The organism is Pseudemcibacter sp. (assembly GCF_965661635.1).
Lineage (GTDB): Bacteria > Pseudomonadota > Alphaproteobacteria > Sphingomonadales > Emcibacteraceae > Pseudemcibacter.
The window spans coordinates 1-15,469 of sequence record NZ_CBFIEP010000034.1 but is presented as its reverse complement, the minus strand read 5'-3'; the positions used below and the strand labels follow the sequence as shown (position 1 = coordinate 15,469).

Below are 15,469 nucleotides of genomic sequence, written 5' to 3'. Positions count from 1 at the left end.
CTTTTTTGCCAGTTTTGTTTTCTATATTCCTGATTTCCTCGGCCATCCAGATAACTATGTAAAAGCAAACCCGCTCGTAACGCCTGCGCACATTGTACCTGAATGGTATTATCTACCTTTCTATGCGATTTTGCGGGCGATCCCGAATGAATTAATTGGTGTTGTTGCAATGTTTGCTTCGATCTTAATTTTATTTGCAATGCCATGGTTAGATGCTTCACGGATTCGTTCATTGCGTTTTCGTCCATTATCACAATTTTTCTTTTGGATATTTGCGGTAAACGGTTTGTTCTTGGGGTACTTAGGACAGAAGGCTCCCGATGATATTCTATTTGCTTCATTTAACGTAACAGACTTTTCGCGCGTTTCGTTGGCATATTACTTTGGTTACTTCCTAGTTGTAATGCCGCTCGTTAGTAGAATGGAAACAACAAAACCAATTCCAACTAGCATTGCCGCTGCAGTGTTAGACGCAAATAAGAAAGGCTAGTAAAATGATAAAAAACATCAATGTAAAAGGCCTTATAGCTATTGTAGTTAGTGCGACAATGTTATTTGCCGTATTAAATGCAAATGCAGCTGACCCAAAAGCAATGCATCCTGAGCGCAATAACTATAAATCTGCTGGAATTTTCGGCAAATGGGATATTCCCTCGCTGCAACGTGGGTTCCAAGTTTATCAAGAAGTTTGCGCAGCTTGCCATTCATTAGACTTGATTGCGTTTCGTTCATTATCAGACATTGGTTATAATGAAGATGAAATCAAAGCTATCGCGATTGAATATGAGTATGAAACAATTGATGGTGACGGTGAAGAAACATTCCGTCCTGGTATTCCTGCCGATTATTTTCCAGCGCCATTCGCCAATGAAGCGGCGGCACGTGCAGCTAATAATGGTGCACTTCCCCCTGATTTCTCAACACTTGTAAAGGCACGTGAGCATCTTGGTTTCTTTTCAAGCACATATGGTGAAGATTATATTGTTGCGCTCATGAAAGGCTACGAGGAGGAAGTACCTGCTTCTGCACCTCTTGGTTTTGAATTACCTGAAGGTGCTTATTATAACCATTACATTGAAGGTAATGCCATTGCGATGGCGGCACCATTATATGACGATATGGTTGAATATGCTGATGGCACACCGGCAACAATACACCAAATGGCATACGATGTAGCGACCTTCATGGCCTGGGCTTCCGACCCAACGATGCAAGAACGTAAGCAAATGGGCCTAAAAGTAATGCTCTTTATGTTCTTCTTTGTGATCCTGCTATACTTCACAAACAAACGTGTTTGGGCAAAAGTGAAAAAAGGTGAGGACATCGATCCATCAAAAATTTAAAACATTGTTTTTAATTTTGAACTAGTTTTTAATGTAAGGGCTGCTCATTTGAGCGGCCCTTATTTTTTATGGCGAGGAGCTAACATGAAAAAAGTATTAGGCATCATTGGTGGCAGTGGCCTTTATAATATTGATGGCATAGAGAATGAGCAATGGGTTTCAGTAGAGAGTGCATTTGGAAAGCCGTCAGATGATGTCTTGATTGGAGAAGTAGAAGGACAGAAGGTCTTATTTATGCCGCGCCACGGCCGAGAGCATAATATCTCACCTAGTAAAATTAATTACCGCGCTAATATAGATGTTATGAAACGGGCAGGTGTTACTGACCTCGTGAGCATTAGCGCATGTGGCTCTTTTCGTGATCATATGGCACCTTGTGACTTTGTCATTGTCGATCAATTTATCGACCGCACATTTACCCGTGAAAAAACATTTTTTGATGAAAGTGTTGTGGCACATGTATCGGTTGCTCATCCAACATGCGGTGGTCTTAGTGATTTAGTCATGGAGGCTTCAAAGGGACTTTCGATACAGGTTCATAAAGGGGGTACATATTTAGCAATGGAGGGTCCGCAGTTTTCTACACTCGCAGAATCAAACTTGTACCATAGTTGGGGGTGTGATGTCATTGGTATGACCAATATGCCTGAAGCGAAACTTGCCCGTGAAGCTGAGATTTGTTACTGTCCAGTTGCTATGGTAACCGATTATGACAGTTGGCATCCCGAGCACGGCGAAGTTGATGTAAATGAAATAAGAAAGACATTAGGTTTAAATTCAGGTAACGCGAGAAGGCTTGTTAAAAACCTGGTTCCAATCTTAAAAAAGAACAATGACCGTCATCCATGCGTGCAGGGGTGTGATCATGCATTAGAGTATGCCTTGCTATCAGATCCAGCAAAGATTGACCCAACTGTTAAATCAAAAATATCGGCAATTGCCGGAAGGGTTTTATCAAAATGATCTGGGTCAAAGAATATATAAGAACAATCCCCCATTATCCTAAAGAAGGTATAATGTTTAGAGACGTAACGACTATTTTCGAAAGTGATGTTGCGTACCCCAAAATGATTGACGCTTTTGTTGCTTATTACCGTGATAAGGGAATAAGTAAAGTCGCCGGTATCGAAGCCAGGGGGTTTATATTAGGTGGTGCCATAGCCCATATGTTAGGTATTGGTTTTATAACGATCCGTAAGGCTGGGAAATTACCGCATGATACTCATAAAGAGGAATATGAACTCGAATACGGTAAAGACGCACTCGAAATTCATGTCGATGCTATTAAGGAAGGTGATTACATTCTTATTGTTGACGACTTGATTGCGACAGGAGGGACTGCTATTGCGGCTTTAAACCTAATAAATCGAGCAGGGGGACGAGTCAGTGACGCCTGTTTTATTGTCGATTTACCAGCATTAAAAGGTAGTGCTAAACTTCAAGAAAAAGGTTGTAAAGTATTTTCGTTATCAGAATATGATGGTTTGTAAAATACTGTTACCAATCTAATATTTAGCATAGTTTTTAAATAATTAGTTGTATAATACAACTAATTATTTTATCTTTGAATTTAAAAATGGAAGTTATTAGAAAATATGGATCATAAAATATTAAATAAAGTTAGGCGCTCAACTAGATTAATGGTTCGAAAATTTGGTTTTATGAATAGAACTCTCGCAGGGACAGAGTATTCACCAAGTGCGGTTCATGCATTACTGGAAATTGATGAATTGGGGCAATGTACGGCAAAACGATTATCAGAACGTTTATATCTAGAAAAGTCGTCAATTAGTAGAATGATATCATCATTGATTAGAAAAGGAGAAATCCAAGATTATAGGTCAGAGAATGACGGTCGAGAAAAATTATTAATTTTGAGCCGACAAGGTATTGATACAGTTTCAAAAATTCATGCTTTTGGGAATACCCAGGCAGCAAAAGCCCTTGAAAAAATGGATGATGAAAGTTTGAAAGTTGCAATTCAAGGCTTAGACTTATATGCCTCTTCTTTATTACCGGACCGTGAAATTAGTATTTCAAATGAAATTACAATTCATGAAGGATATGAAAATAAACTTATCGGAACGATCACTTCATTACATTCTGAGATTTATAGTGAGATTGCTGGTTTTGGAGCATATTTTGAAGCATTGGTTGGAAGGAATTTTTCAGAATTTATCATGAATATTGATAATATTAATAATCAAACATGGTACGCAAAACAGAATGAAAAAATTGTCGGCGGTATATCTATAGATGGTAATGATCTTGAAGAAGGGCAGGCGCATTTAAGATGGTTTGTTGTTGATCCCACTATTCAGTCAAAAGGGATAGGAAAGCTTTTAATGCTAAAGGCAATGCAATATTGTGAAGAGCGCGACTTTAAAGAAGTGCATTTATGGACATTTAAAGGTTTGGAAGCTGCCCGTAAACTTTATGAGCGAAATAAATTTGAATTGGTTCATGAGGAATGGGGGACACGTTACGGTGCAAAAGTTTTAGAAAAAAAATATGTCCGAGTATTAAGTTAATGAAAAAAGCGTTACTCAGTCGGATAAGGGAGATCAGCAATTTCATATGGTCGATCAAGCCCTTTTTCCATATTGATAGTAATAGGTGTTTTTTTAATTAGCCAATTTGCATAGGCCTCATCGCTTAGAAGAATATCATTTTCATTAAGTTGTGCGTTAAGTTGGTCGATGACGCTATGAAACTGTTTCGCTGTTTCTGCTTCAACTCCTTTTGCAGTTAATAATAGAAAAGTTCTTGCTTGTTTAAGATCAAGTGGGGTCATATCGCCGCGGTAATATAGCAATGCCAATGTTTGATAGGCAAGAACCGAGCCTTGTTTTGCTGCTTTTATCAAGAATTTTTCCGCTTGCGTGGCATTTCGAAAATTCAAATACATCATACCAATTTCAAATTGTGCAAGCGAATGCCCCATATTTGCTGCAGTCATTTTGCTTCTAAAAGATTTTTCAACATTAACTTCGACAGTTTCGTCAACTTGGCCTTCGTAATATCGGCCGAGTTCATATGACGCCATAGCTTCATTATTGTTATGTGCTTTTTCTAGCCATTTAACACCTTCTGCGATATTCGTTTCGGTGCCAATCCCGTTTGTATAAAGCATGCCGAGATGGAAACTTGCTTCGATATTTCCTTCGTTGGCCATTTTTGAGATTTTATTAAATAGTGGAGTATGATCCTGCGCAAACGCAATTGTGCCAAATCCAAGATAGAGTAGGGCTGTTATTATAAATCTCATCATTATTCCAATAGGAGTTAAACTGATATTTTAATTGGCGAAACGGAAATGCATGACATCGCCATCTTGAACAATATATTCTTTTCCTTCGAGGCGCATTTTCCCAGCATCTTTAACGCCAGCTTCACCATTATGTTCAACATAATCATCATATGCGGTCGTTTCGGCACGTATAAAGCCTGTTTCAAAGTCAGTATGGATTACTCCGGCCGCTTGTGGTGCTTTGGTTTCTTGTGTGATGGTCCATGCACGCGCTTCTTTTGGCCCAACAGTAAAATAAGTGATCAAATGAAGAAGGTCATAACCAGCACGGATTACGCGCCCAAGGCCCGTTTCACCTAACCCTAGATCAGCAAGAAATTCTTTTTGTTCTTCTTCGTCATCAAGCTGCGCAATTTCTTCTTCTAATGAAGCACAGATTAAAACCATGACGGCATCTTCTGCGGCGGCTTTTTCCGCAACTTTTTTGGTTAGTTCATTACCATCAACTGTATCATCTTCACTTACATTACAAACATAAAGCACGGATTTTGTCGTAATAAGCTGTAAACTATCTAAGAGCTTTTGTTCTTCTTCGTCTGCCACTTCAACTTTACGGGCAGGGAGGCCTTCTTCCAAAACCGCAAGGCAACGATCAACCATATCAACAATTTTTTTGGCTTCTTTATCTTGCCCTCTTATGCGTCGGATCAATCCTGCTTTACGTTTTTCAAGACTTTCCATATCTGAAAGCATTAATTCGGTTTCAACGGTTTCTGCATCTGCGATCGGATCTATAACACCTTCTACATGAGTAATATCATCATTTTCAAAGCAACGTAATACATGAACAATTGCGTCTACTTCACGGATATTCCCAAGAAATTGATTTCCTAAACCTTCTACTTTTGATGCACCTCTTACAAGGCCGGCAATATCGACAAAGGATAATTGTGTCGGAATAGTTTCTTTAGATTGCGCAATCGATGCCAGTTTATTAAGTCGAGGGTCGGGGACGGGGACTTGTCCAACGTTTGGTTCAATTGTACAAAAAGGATAATTTGCAGCCGCCGCTTGCGCTGTGTTTGTTAGTGCATTAAACAGGGTTGATTTTCCAACATTTGGAAGTCCAACAATACCACATTTAAATCCCATTTTCTTTAATCCTTCTTATTCGGTTTTAAAATTAAACCGATTTCATTTAAAAAATCGACACCGTCACCACTGGTTAATTTGTCTGCACTACGACCAATGGCATCAATCAAAGGCTCAAGCCATGATTGGTCTGTTTTGGAAAAGTTACCTAAAACATGACCCGTTACCCGTGCTTTATCGCCTGGGTGTCCTATTCCAATTCTAATGCGGTTGTAATTTTTATCAATATATTGGTCCATTGAACGAAGGCCGTTATGTCCTGCGTTACCGCCGCCCGTTTTGAATTTTATTTTTCCTTCGGCAAGGTCAAGTTCATCATAAAACACAAATATATTTTCAGATGGTATTTTATAAAATCTCGCTGCTTCTGATACTGATTTGCCGGATAAATTCATGAAAGTCATTGGTTTTAAAATAAGAACTTTTTCATTTCCTAAGCGGCCTTCACTAATCATCCCTTGAAATTTTGACTTAGCTTCAGAAAAATTATGGCGATAGATGATCTCATCTACCGCCATAAATCCAATATTATGCCGGTTGTGTTCATATTGTTTGCCTGGATTTCCCAAGCCTACGAGCAGCAACATGGCAATTATCCTTTAATCCAGAGGCTTAGTCTTCCTCAGATTTCTGCGAAGTTGCTTCAACTTCTACACTGTGCTCTTCAGCTTCGCCCTCTTCAGTCGCTGCTTCATCTTCTTCTTCATCAGATTTAAGACCACTTGGTGCTGCGATTGTAGCGATTGTAAAGTCACGGTCATCGATAATCGGTGTAACGCCTTCAGGAAGCGTAATATCAGAGAAATGAACGCTGTCACCAAGTTCAAGCCCAGTTAGATCAATTTCAATTGCTTCAGGAAGGTTGCTCGCAGGGCAATCAAGTTCGATTTCATGACGTACTGCGTTAATAATTCCGCCGCCTTTAAGTCCAGGGCTCTCTTCTTCATTCAAGAAGTGAACCGGAACCATGATCGCGATTGTTGCATCTTGTGCAAGGCGAAGAAAATCAATATGCATAGGCCAGTCTCTAACTGGGTGGAATTGAACATCACGTGGAAGAACCATTTCTTTTTTACCGCCATCGATTTCAATATCGTATGTAGTACTTAGAAACGCGCCTGTGTTGAGTAGTTTTTGAATATCAACGAAATCAACTGTGATCGCTGCTACTTCTTTTTTTGCGCCGTAAACGACAGCCGGAAGGCGTCCTTCTCTACGTATTGCACGAGAGGACCCCTTACCCGCTTTTGTGCGCAATTCTGCTTTAATAATTGCATTTGCCATTATTTTTATCTCCAAAAATTTATATTCTGATATCAGCCTCCAGGGGTGCTAATATCAAAGGGCCTGTGATCATCTATGATACAGACCCTTATGAGCGCCGCTTTTAACGCGTTATTGGCCAAAACTCAACACTTAATTTCGTTTTGACTTAATTTATTTTATTAGCCAAATAAGACGGAAACAGAGCTTTCTTCATGAATGCGTCTGATCGCTTTCGCAAAGAGCGGTGCAATGCTTATTTTTATCACTTTTTCACAGCCTTTTACGGCATCAGTGGAACAAATTGAATCTGTCGTCACAACATGTTCCATTGCTGATTTATTGATGCGATCAATGGCAGGGCCAGATAGCACGCCATGTGATACATAAGCACTCACTGATTTCGCGCCGCCATGCTCAATAAGAGCGCCAGCAGCATTACAAAGTGTTCCAGCACTATCAACGATATCGTCAACAAATACACAGTGATAATCTTTAACATCACCAATAATATTCATAACTTCTGAAACGCCGGCTTTTTCTCGGCGTTTATCAATAATGGCTAGCGGAACATCTAATTTGCTAGCGTAAGCACGGGCACGAACAACACCGCCGACATCAGGAGAGACAACCATCAATTTTTCAACGTCAGCATATCTTTTCTTCATATCATCAACAAGAACAGGTGACGCAAATAAATTATCGGTTGGAATATCAAAAAAGCCTTGAATTTGCCCTGCGTGAAGATCCATTGTTAAAACTTTATCAGCGCCTGCGGTCGTAATAAGGTTTGCTACGAGCTTTGCACTAATCGGTGTACGTGGACCAGGTTTGCGGTCTTGTCGCGCATATCCAAAATAGGGAATAACTGCTACAATTCTTTGCGCAGAGGCGCGCTTAAGAGCATCAATAATAATCAACAATTCCATCAGATTATCATTAGTGGGGTATGATGTCGGTTGCACAACATAGACATCTTCGCCGCGAACATTTTCTTGAATTTCGACCCAGACTTCTTCATCTGAAAAACGTTTAATATTGGCTTTAGTGAGTTCCATCCCTAGATGGTTGGCAATTGATTCAGCAAGAGGAATGTTGCTGTTCCCAGAAATAATCTTCATTTTTTAAAAGGTCCCATAAAAAATTACCCGATATTGATATTGCATCTTATACAGAAAATATTTCAAAAAGCGACTCTGAATATCAGTTTTTAGCATTAATTTTGTAAAATAATTGATATTTGCCGCCCATAATCTTCTTCATTTAAATGCGTCTTTCTCCGGTAGCTAAAAAAACCATTATTTATCGGATAGGTATCCGTGTTTAAAGCGTCAATATTATTAAGACCGGTACTTAATAATTTATCGTAAACATAACTTTCTAGGTTAAATTGAAAGTTACCTTCGTTTGTGCTTTTTAAAAAGTATTTATCATCTTGAATTTTTTCAAAAAACTCTGGCCCGACTTCGTAAGAAGCTTGAGAAATACAAGGGCCGATAGCGGCAGTAATGTTTTCCTTTGTGGCTCCTAATTCACACATTTTTGAAATTGTGTTCTCTAAAATACCTGTAAACGCACCTTTCCATCCGGCATGGGCAGCTCCGATCACACCTGCTTCTTCGTCGGCAAATAAAACCGGCGAACAATCAGCCGTTACGATACTTAAGGCAATGTTTTTCTGATCTGTGACAATCGCATCGGCATCGGGAATATTCTCTTGATTGTCAAATATATGAACAACATTACTATGTGTTTGATGGATTTCTATTAATTTCGATTTTTCACTTAATGTATAAAGAGCAAGAGAACGGTTTTTTAGAATGTTTTCATGATGATCATTTGAATAAGTCCCACAGTTAAGCGAATGATAAATGCCGTTTGATGTACCGCCATTGCGTGTGAAAAAACCATGTTTGATCTTGTTTGATTTTGCGAGTAATTCACTTTTGACATATTCAGCCATTTTTAAAAACCTGCTATTTCAATACTTTCCACCGAAAGTATGCCCAAAACCTTAAATAATGTTCCCATTTCATCGGGAGAAATCAATCTTTTTAAGTCAGATATCAAATCCTGAGTTTGTTCTGGCGTTGCATCTTTAAGAAGTGTTTTAACCCGTTCTTCTATGCCCATAGCACTTAAGAATTGTCTTTGAGGCGCAGGGCCGTATGGTGTTAGATCACATTCAACGACAATATCGTGTATTCTTTTGAAATTCACATGTGCTGATAAATCGGCTTCGCCGGGGAATTTAAATATGCCCTGATAGTTATGATTTTTTACGGCTTGTAAGGTTTCGCCAGTACTATGTTCATCATAACCATAATCTATAAACAATGCCGCACCTTTATTTTTTTGAAAATGTTTACAAATTTCAAAAACTACAAAATCGGTCATTGGTGAAACTTCAATGATACTATGCTGTAGCGCATTAACTAATTTTTCATTGAGCTTAACATCGTGAACTGGGAAGGGAGATAGCATTACTTCCAGATTTTTTCCACTCTCACCAACAGTAACCATGCGCTCATGCCAGCCAAGCTCTTCTTTTTGAAACTGACGTATAGGCAAAGCATCAAAAAATTCATTAGCAATAATGAAGGTCACTTCAACACCATCTTCATCATTTGTTGCAGAAAGAGCACTCTTTACTGTTTCGTACCAATTTTTATTATTGGGAAATTCTTTTAACTTTTCTTTTTGGATTTCAATTAATTGCTTTGAAGTTTCAACAAAATGCAGATTAATAGTATCTAAAAATTCAGGAAGAACTTTTAAAACACGTAGGAAATCTGCCATGAGCGTGCCATTTCCCGGCCCCAGTTCGATGAGGTGAACGGTGCGCGGTTTTTTCATTTTTAACCAGATATCGGCAAACCATAATCCGATTAATTCACCAAACATCTGGCTGACTTCTGGTGCAGTTACAAAGTCGCCCTTTTCGCCAAAAGGAATTTGTTTTGCATAATAACCGTATTTAGGATTGGTCAAAGCTTCCGTCATATAATTACTTATTGATAACGGGCCATGCAATTTGATCAGTTTTATTAGATGATCATTTAGTGCTGTCATAAAGACGCTTTCCTTGGGCGAAAGATTAAATATAGGCCAAATAGTATCATCGGTGTGCTCAAAATTTGCCCCATAGTTAAGAAATCAGTACCCAAAAGGAATCCTAAATGCGTGTCAGGTTCTCTGAATTGCTCAACAAACGTTCGTGCCGACGCATACCCGATGATAAATAGTCCGGTGATTAATCCCGGCTTATGGCGCGCTTTTGTATAATTATAAACAACATAAAGAATTAAGAAGAGCAACAATCCTTCAAGCATTGCCTCATAAAGCTGGCTTGGGTGACGCGGCAGAGGTCCACCTCTCGGAAAAACCATCCCAAGAGGAGAATCTGTTACTCGTCCAAAAAGTTCGCCGTTAATAAAATTCGCTAACCGACCTAACATTAAACCGATAGGGCTAGCGCAGGCAATGATATCTGCAAAGCGAAAGAGGGGGATTTTATGATAGCGGCAAAATAATATTGTTGCGATACAAACACCGATAAAACCACCGTGAAATGACATGCCGCCGTCCCATATGGCAAAAGCATCAGCTATATTATTTATATAATATGAAGCGTTATAAAATAGAACATAACCTGTGCGGCCGCCCAAAACGATACCAAGCATTGCCCAAAATATGTAATCGCTCACATGTTCTTGTGTGCAAGGAGGTGCTTTTACTCGAATTAATCGCGTCATGTAGGCCCAAGCAAAAACAAGCCCACCTAGATAGGAAAGGGAATACCATCGAATCACTATCGGGCCGATTTCAAACAAAATAGGATCAATATTAGGATAAGAGAGGGCAGAGAATAATAAATATTCAGACATTTAAAAATACCGTTTATCGTTTAAGTGCAAGCGAAACAAAGCATTACAAGGGAATAACAAACTCTCGCACGTTGTCCCACATTTAATGTTTCTTGGCAACTGATAATTGTTTCGCCATATTGCAAAAATATATGGTAATTATAAGCTATTAACCGACCCTTAAAAATATGTAGGACTTTATCGTGCAATCAGACAATAAAATATTAAGTGATCTAGCCAGATTAGGTCAAAGTGCCGCAGGGACCATTCATGGTGTTAAATCCGAAGTGGAAAACCAAGTAAAAACACGTCTTGAAAGTGTTTTAATGGATATGGATTTGGTCACTCGCGAAGAATTTGAAGTGGTTCGCGAAATGGCGGTTGCTGCTCGAGCTGAGAATGCGGAGCTACATGAAACTATAGATGCGCTTAAAAAAGAAGTTAATGCCCTTAAGAAAAAGAAAAAATAATAATGCTTTCTACATCAGAATTAATTGAAGAACGTATTAACCCACTTGATACATTGGAGTTAATCGTTAGCCAAAATGAATGGCCTTATGAAAGGTTGGGAAATGAAGAAATCGTCGCCGGAATAAACGGTGAGTGGTGTGATTTTCATTTGCGTTACCTATGGATTGACGAAAAGAACATTCTCCAATGTGCTGGACAAATGGATGTAAAGGTCCAACCAAAGAAACGTTCTGATATTCTGGAACTTATAACCATGCTTAATGAGCGTCTGGATATGGGGCATTTTTCAATTTGGAGCGATGACGAGAGTATCATGTTCAGCCATTCAATGGTGCCGCCAACAAATAGCGGAGATATTGCTATGAGCTGTGAAATGGTCACTCGTACTATAATTGCAGAAATTAATCGCTATTTTCCAGTCTTTCAATTTGTGATTTGGGGCGGTAAAAGTCCTTCTGATGCAATTGAAGCGGCAATGCTGGAAACAATTGGCAACGCCTAAGGTTAATTTATGAGTAATATATCCGTCATATCATCAAAACAACCTTTATTACTGATTGGTTGTGGGAAAATGGGTAGTGCCATGTTGGCAGGCTGGCTCAAAAAAGGGTTAAGTAAAGATGCAGTTTATATCGTTGATCCGTATTTGAAGCCTATAAAAGATAATTTCAGTCAATTGCCTTCTGGAAATTTATTTGAAACATTTGATCTGATTCCGGCTACTTTAACACCGTCTTTTGTTGTTATGGCTGTTAAGCCACAAATGATGGGTGAGGCTTTAGAAACCATAAAAACATTTGATTTATCGAAAACTGTTATCCTTTCTGTCGCAGCAGGGAAAACTATTCATTATTTTGAAGATCATCTTAGCCAAGACCATGCCATCGTTCGTGCAATGCCCAATACACCCGCAGCAATTGGAAAAGGCATAACCGTTTGTGTTGCTAATAGTCTTGTAAACGACGAACAAAAGGCGGTTTGCTCAACATTATTAGAAACCGTTGGAAATGTTGAGTGGATAGAAGATGAAGGAATGATGGATGCTGTGACGGCTTTAAGCGGCAGCGGTCCAGCCTATGTTTTTTATATGGCTGAGGCAATGGCTGCGGCAGGAGAGGCTCTCGGTCTACCTAAGGAATTAAGTGATAAACTTGCCCATCAAACGGTTAGTGGAGCTGGAGCTTTACTTGAAGAAAGTGGTGAAAGCCCCTCTAAATTAAGGGAAAATGTTACTAGTCGGGGCGGTACAACAGCCGCGGCACTAGATGTTTTAATGTCTGATCAAGGTATTGCTAAATCTATTCGTCGCGCGATGCAAGAAGCGAAAGCACGTTCAAAAGAACTCGCAGGATAATGGGTAATCATTATGATGTGATCATCATCGGTGCGGGTGCGGCAGGGCTAATGTGCGCTATTGAAGCCGGAAAACGCGGTCGCACAGCTTTAGTCATAGAAAAGAGTAAAAAGCCTGCTGGAAAAATTCGAATTTCCGGAGGCGGACGCTGCAACTTTACAAATATTCACTGTACACATGCTGATTTTTTATCGGAAAATAAGCATTTTCATAAGTCTGCCCTTAAACGATATAGCGTTCAGGATTTTATCAACCTTGTTGAAAAACATAATATTGCATATCACGAAAAAACATTAGGGCAGCTATTTTGTGATGAAAGTTCGCAACAAATAATTGATATATTGCTTGCTGAATGTGAAGAGAATAAAGCGGAAGTAATGTTAAATTCTGCAGTCAAACAAGTGAATAAAACAGATGATGGATACCTTCTTACGCTTGATGATAAAGAATTGACTTGTGCATCACTTGTGATTGCTTCTGGTGGGGCATCTATCCCAAAAATGGGTGCAACAGGTTTTGGTTATGACGTCGCAAGACAGTTTAAATTGAAAGTTGTCGACCCGGTTCCAGCTTTGGTGCCTTTAACGTTTGGTGAAAAATATATATTTGATTTTCGTGTATTAAGTGGTGTGTCCAAAGATGTAAGGGTAACATGTGGTAAAAAGTCCTTCGATGAAGCATTGCTCTTTACATATAAAGGGTTAAGCGGTCCAGCAATTTTGCAAATATCATCTTATTGGCGTGCGGGTATGGAAATACTCATTAACCTTGCGCCAAATACACAAGTTTTTGAATATCTAAAGACTGCTAAAGAAGAGCAGCCAAAACAAGAAATTCAAACCGTGTTATCAAGTTTACTGCCAAAAAGATTAGCCATATATTTAACCGAGCAAGCAGAAGTGCAGGGTAGACTTGCGGATTTATCAAATAAAAAATTAAATAAGGTAGCTCTTCTTGTTAATGAATGGCGTTTAACACCAAATGGTACAGAAGGGTTTGCTACCGCTGAAGTAACAAGGGGGGGGGTAAGTACGGATGAATTGTCGTCTAAAACATTTGAAAGCAAAAAAATCGCGGGATTATACTTCATTGGTGAAGTTGTTGATGTAACCGGCCATTTGGGTGGCTTTAATTTTCAATGGGCCTGGGCGTCTGGCCATGCCGCCGGGCAATTTGTCTAATTATCATTTATTAAATGACAGATTTAATATTTCTTCTCTGTTTTCTTCATTAATCAGTGCCGTTAAAACTTTCCAAAAACCTTCTGTCGCTTCTAATCCTGAATTTTTACACGCATTAATCATTTGTTCTTTTTGATGTATGGAAACTTCTCTTAAGAGCTCTTTTCCTTTTTGTGTTAAAAATAATAATCGCTGTCGACGGTCTTCTTCACCAATTTCCTGAGTAATATAGGTTTGATCAATTAGTGCGCTTAATACCCGTGAAAGGCTTTGTTTTGTAATGTTAAGTATCTTAAGTAGTTCTGCAACTGTCATACCCGGGTTTTGACTTACAAAAAATAGGACACGGTGATGAGCCCTGCCAAATCCATATTTTTGTAACACTTCATCTGGCCATGCAATAAAGTCACGATAAGCGAAATAAAGAAGCTTGGTGCTCTTTAGAAACAATTCATCATCGGAGATGGTTGATAATTCATTTTTAAAATTTATGTCAGTCATGTTGACATATTTTAAACCTAGTGGTAAAAATATCAAGTAGAAAATAATTTAAAGGATGATTCTAATGTCAATACTGCCTTTTGATGATCGTGATGGTGTAATTTGGTATAATGGTGAAATGGTGAATTGGCGCGATGCTAACTTTCACGTTTTATCACACGCGCTTCATTATGGAAGCTGTGTCTTTGAAGGGCAGCGCGCCTATGGCGGTGAGATATTCAAATTAAATCAGCATAGCGAACGTTTGATCAAGTCAGGTGAAATTCTTGGTATGGAAGTGCCATATACGGCTGAGGAATTAAATGCAGCGGCAGATGCCGTTGTTAAGGCAAATGGTCTTGTGGATGCCTATGTGCGCCCAGTCGCGTGGCGTGGTGCTGAAATGATGGGTGTTGCGACTAAAGGAACACAGATTCATGTGGCAGTTGCCGCTTGGGAATGGCCATCATACTTTGCTGAGGAACCAAAACAAAAAGGATTACGTCTTGAATTTGCAAAATGGCGCCGTCCTGCGCCAGATACGGCCCCAACACAATCAAAAGCAGCGGGCCTTTATATGATTGCATCTTTGTGTAAAGATGCGGCTACGGAAAATGGGTTTGATGATGCATTGATGCTTGATTACCGCGGGCAAGTTGCGGAAGCAACTGGTGCCAATATCTTTTTCTTAAAAGACGGGGAGCTTCATACACCAACGCCGGATTGTTTTCTCGATGGCATTACAAGACAAACGGCAATAGAACTTGCTGAAAAGCGCGGTATTAAAGTAAACGTTCGCAAAATTATGCCAGAAGAGCTGGGAGACTTTGAACAAGCTTTTATTACTGGCACTGCCGTTGAAGTCACCCCCTTAAGTCAGATTGGTGAATATACATTTAAAGTGGGTGATGTTTGTATGAACATGGTTCGCGACTATGATGATTTAGTGAATAACCGACAGGTTTAGTGTAATTTAAAGCGACTGAATTTTAAGGTGGCCAAGGCCGCCTTTTTTTAGTGCTTGCGAAAACGGCAGCTTAAAAATATACTTTAAGTACAAAATGCACTAGGGGGTTACTTTGGTACGCTTATTTTTCATTTTTAGTTTT

Annotated in this window: 18 protein-coding genes and 1 pseudogene; 10 read left to right on the top strand and 9 right to left on the bottom strand. The window is 39.3% G+C overall.

Features of this window, described 5'->3' with window-relative positions; translation table 11 throughout:
- The 5 genes and pseudogenes from ACTF6W_RS02605 to ACTF6W_RS02585 form a co-directional block, all read left to right on the top strand.
- Positions 1-490: pseudogene (locus ACTF6W_RS02605) on the top strand (cytochrome b/b6); the annotation flags it as partial.
- Positions 491-494: 4 nt separating this feature from the next.
- A complete protein-coding gene (locus ACTF6W_RS02600; RefSeq protein ID WP_438992977.1) occupies positions 495-1,343 on the top strand; it encodes a cytochrome c1 in 849 nt (282 codons plus the stop codon).
- Positions 1,344-1,427: 84 nt separating this feature from the next.
- Complete coding sequence (locus tag ACTF6W_RS02595; protein WP_438992976.1) at positions 1,428-2,306, top strand: S-methyl-5'-thioadenosine phosphorylase; 879 nt, start codon at positions 1,428-1,430, stop codon at positions 2,304-2,306.
- Complete coding sequence (locus ACTF6W_RS02590; protein WP_438992975.1) at positions 2,303-2,833, top strand: adenine phosphoribosyltransferase; 531 nt, start codon at positions 2,303-2,305, stop codon at positions 2,831-2,833. The genes ACTF6W_RS02595 and ACTF6W_RS02590 overlap by 4 nt, the downstream gene beginning before the upstream one ends.
- A 105-nt stretch (positions 2,834-2,938) precedes the next feature.
- On the top strand, positions 2,939-3,874 hold the full coding sequence (locus ACTF6W_RS02585; RefSeq protein ID WP_438992974.1) for a helix-turn-helix domain-containing GNAT family N-acetyltransferase: 936 nt from the start codon (positions 2,939-2,941) through the stop codon (positions 3,872-3,874).
- Positions 3,875-3,885: 11 nt separating this feature from the next.
- On the opposite strand, the gene ACTF6W_RS02580 is transcribed toward ACTF6W_RS02585, so the two are convergent.
- The 8 genes from ACTF6W_RS02580 to lgt form a co-directional block, all read right to left on the bottom strand.
- Positions 3,886-4,611, bottom strand: coding sequence for a tetratricopeptide repeat protein (locus ACTF6W_RS02580; RefSeq protein ID WP_438992973.1), 726 nt, complete (start codon positions 4,609-4,611; stop codon positions 3,886-3,888).
- 30 nt (positions 4,612-4,641) lie between these two features.
- Positions 4,642-5,745: a redox-regulated ATPase YchF gene (gene ychF, locus ACTF6W_RS02575; RefSeq protein ID WP_438992972.1), complete on the bottom strand. Its 1,104-nt coding sequence runs from the start codon at positions 5,743-5,745 to the stop codon at positions 4,642-4,644.
- Positions 5,746-5,750: 5 nt separating this feature from the next.
- Positions 5,751-6,332, bottom strand: coding sequence for an aminoacyl-tRNA hydrolase (gene pth, locus ACTF6W_RS02570; RefSeq protein WP_438992971.1), 582 nt, complete (start codon positions 6,330-6,332; stop codon positions 5,751-5,753).
- A 25-nt stretch (positions 6,333-6,357) separates the two neighbouring features.
- Complete coding sequence (locus ACTF6W_RS02565; protein WP_438992978.1) at positions 6,358-7,032, bottom strand: 50S ribosomal protein L25/general stress protein Ctc; 675 nt, start codon at positions 7,030-7,032, stop codon at positions 6,358-6,360.
- Between the two features lie 158 nt (positions 7,033-7,190).
- Complete coding sequence (locus ACTF6W_RS02560) at positions 7,191-8,129, bottom strand: ribose-phosphate pyrophosphokinase (RefSeq protein ID WP_438992970.1); 939 nt, start codon at positions 8,127-8,129, stop codon at positions 7,191-7,193.
- Positions 8,130-8,224: 95 nt separating this feature from the next.
- Entirely contained in the window at positions 8,225-8,971 is a 747-nt protein-coding gene (gene pgeF / locus ACTF6W_RS02555) for a peptidoglycan editing factor PgeF (protein ID WP_438992969.1), read from the bottom strand.
- Between the two features lie 2 nt (positions 8,972-8,973).
- Entirely contained in the window at positions 8,974-10,080 is a 1,107-nt protein-coding gene (locus ACTF6W_RS02550; RefSeq protein WP_438992968.1) for a class I SAM-dependent methyltransferase, read from the bottom strand.
- Positions 10,077-10,895 (bottom strand): prolipoprotein diacylglyceryl transferase, encoded by an 819-nt coding sequence (lgt, locus tag ACTF6W_RS02545; RefSeq protein WP_438992967.1) that lies wholly within the window; start codon positions 10,893-10,895, stop codon positions 10,077-10,079. The genes ACTF6W_RS02550 and lgt overlap by 4 nt, the downstream gene beginning before the upstream one ends.
- Before the next feature lie 182 nt (positions 10,896-11,077).
- Here lgt and ACTF6W_RS02540 point away from each other — a divergent pair, with 182 nt between their 5' ends.
- From ACTF6W_RS02540 to ACTF6W_RS02525, 4 genes are read left to right on the top strand one after another with little or no spacing between them, the layout of a single operon-like run.
- Complete coding sequence (locus tag ACTF6W_RS02540; RefSeq protein ID WP_438992966.1) at positions 11,078-11,344, top strand: accessory factor UbiK family protein; 267 nt, start codon at positions 11,078-11,080, stop codon at positions 11,342-11,344.
- 2 nt (positions 11,345-11,346) lie between these two features.
- Positions 11,347-11,847: a YbjN domain-containing protein gene (locus tag ACTF6W_RS02535; protein ID WP_438992965.1), complete on the top strand. Its 501-nt coding sequence runs from the start codon at positions 11,347-11,349 to the stop codon at positions 11,845-11,847.
- 9 nt (positions 11,848-11,856) lie between these two features.
- Complete coding sequence (gene proC / locus ACTF6W_RS02530) at positions 11,857-12,699, top strand: pyrroline-5-carboxylate reductase (RefSeq protein ID WP_438992964.1); 843 nt, start codon at positions 11,857-11,859, stop codon at positions 12,697-12,699.
- On the top strand, positions 12,699-13,880 hold the full coding sequence (locus tag ACTF6W_RS02525) for an NAD(P)/FAD-dependent oxidoreductase (RefSeq protein WP_438992963.1): 1,182 nt from the start codon (positions 12,699-12,701) through the stop codon (positions 13,878-13,880). The genes proC and ACTF6W_RS02525 overlap by 1 nt, the downstream gene beginning before the upstream one ends.
- Positions 13,881-13,883: 3 nt before the next feature.
- Here ACTF6W_RS02525 and ACTF6W_RS02520 read toward each other — a convergent pair whose 3' ends face one another.
- Complete coding sequence (locus ACTF6W_RS02520) at positions 13,884-14,381, bottom strand: MarR family winged helix-turn-helix transcriptional regulator (protein WP_438992962.1); 498 nt, start codon at positions 14,379-14,381, stop codon at positions 13,884-13,886.
- 64 nt (positions 14,382-14,445) lie between these two features.
- Between ACTF6W_RS02520 and ACTF6W_RS02515 the strand changes: the two genes are divergently transcribed.
- A complete protein-coding gene (locus ACTF6W_RS02515; protein ID WP_438992961.1) occupies positions 14,446-15,327 on the top strand; it encodes a branched-chain amino acid aminotransferase in 882 nt (293 codons plus the stop codon).
- Positions 15,328-15,469: the final 142 nt, after the last annotated feature.